At 33.5% G+C, this 1595-nt stretch carries 1 protein-coding gene; it reads right to left on the bottom strand.

What is annotated here, in order from left to right:
• Positions 1–198: 198 nt before the first annotated feature.
• On the bottom strand, positions 199–1595 hold a 1397-nt coding region (locus N9I19_RS24695), incomplete at its 5' end, for a TcaA 3rd/4th domain-containing protein (RefSeq protein WP_317779324.1).

Genomic DNA, 1595 nt, shown 5'->3' with positions numbered 1-1595 from the left:
ATGATCAAGGGTATAAAGATTTAAGTAATAATTTGTATAAGCGATTAAAGGTTATTTTCAGTGAACAATTAACCTAGATAGTAGGCCCCATTTTACCGGGGTACACTACATTAACGAATAAAAAAACAGTTAGCTATTAAGCAAGAAAAAGTAAAAAAGCCTACGATCCTTGAACAGCAAGGAACGTAGGCTTTTTTATTATTTAAATTCACTTTTTACAACGTCTTTCCCTTTCATAAATTCATCATCGGAATAATAATCCTCTAATTCATCTATAGTCCATTGTTTTGATTTTTCATCATACGTTGCCACGACTAAATATTCTTCAAACACTTCTTCTAATGGATCTCCTTCATTCCATCCATAGTATTGTTTTTGTTCACTATGAAGTTCTACTGGTAGCTTTACTTGATATTGATCTTTTTCTTTCGATAAGGTTACATTTCCGAAGTCAATGCGTGTTCCCAGCGCTGTTCCCTTCCAATAATTTTCGTTTGATTTATCAAACTGAATATCTTCAGCATATTGTTTAACAATATTGTCGGATGCTGTTTTAATAACAGAAGCATTTTGTTGAACTAATGCTTGAACGCGTTGTTTAGCAAAATCATTGATAACTTGTACAACCTTGTCTTTATTTTTTTTCTCTCCAAATGGTTTAGGTGTAACATCCACACTCACTGTATCTTCATTTACCGTTTGAGCGACACTTGTTGCTGCCCCCCAGGGATATGCAGCTTCTCCATGGACCTTGATTGAACCATCCGTTGATACAGGACCGAAATTTGTTTCCTCGTCATCATCACTATTACCAAAAAGGCCTTCCTCATCCTCTTTAATCATTTCGGCTTTTTTTCCTGTGGTTTTCCCATTTACAAATATCTCAACATTTTCAATGGTTGCTTCAAGATCAATTTTTTTACCCTCTACATTTAATTCAATTTCACTTTGACGTTCTTCATCATCGAAAAGAGACACTTCCTCTTTTGTTTGGATATTAGCAAATTCATATTTTTTGGTTCCTGTAATGATATATTTGCTTGGCGCTAGTCCAGTAATAGTCTCTTCAAGTTGACCTTTTTTTGTTTCAAAAACTTTTTTTCCGTTTAATGTAATCACCGTATCAGGTTGATTGGCTGATACTTTAAGTGAGTACGGACGGGCATAAATATGAAAACCACCAAATAATCCACCGTCATTTTCAAGATAAAAATCTCCTGCATTTTTGATTTCACCTTCGGTAGCATTTTCAAAAATAGGGTTTTGTAATCTTGCTTGTTCATCTTTTTCTAAAATTGCTCGTTGTGCATGTAGGATAAAAACTAGCTCTTTGGCATATTCATTATTATTTTTGGCATATGAAATAAATTGCTCTACATCTTCCTTCGTTACTTTCATGTCTTTATTCGGTGATTCGATTAATTTCTCTAAGGTATTTGTATCACTTGTCAGAACAGCATTTTCAAATTCGTTTACTAAATCTTCACTACTTGGACGATTTGCAAAAATAATAGTTATCGTGATAATTCCCAAAAGAAAGACTGCACCAATTATTAAGATAATTTTACGTTGTTTAATTCTTTCTACAAGCTCCA

Source organism: Peribacillus sp. CSMR9 (genome assembly GCF_033141925.1).
GTDB lineage: Bacteria > Bacillota > Bacilli > Bacillales > DSM-1321 > Peribacillus > Peribacillus simplex_A.
The sequence above is the reverse complement of the archived record's forward strand: the minus strand, read 5'-3'. Positions and strand labels throughout refer to the sequence as shown.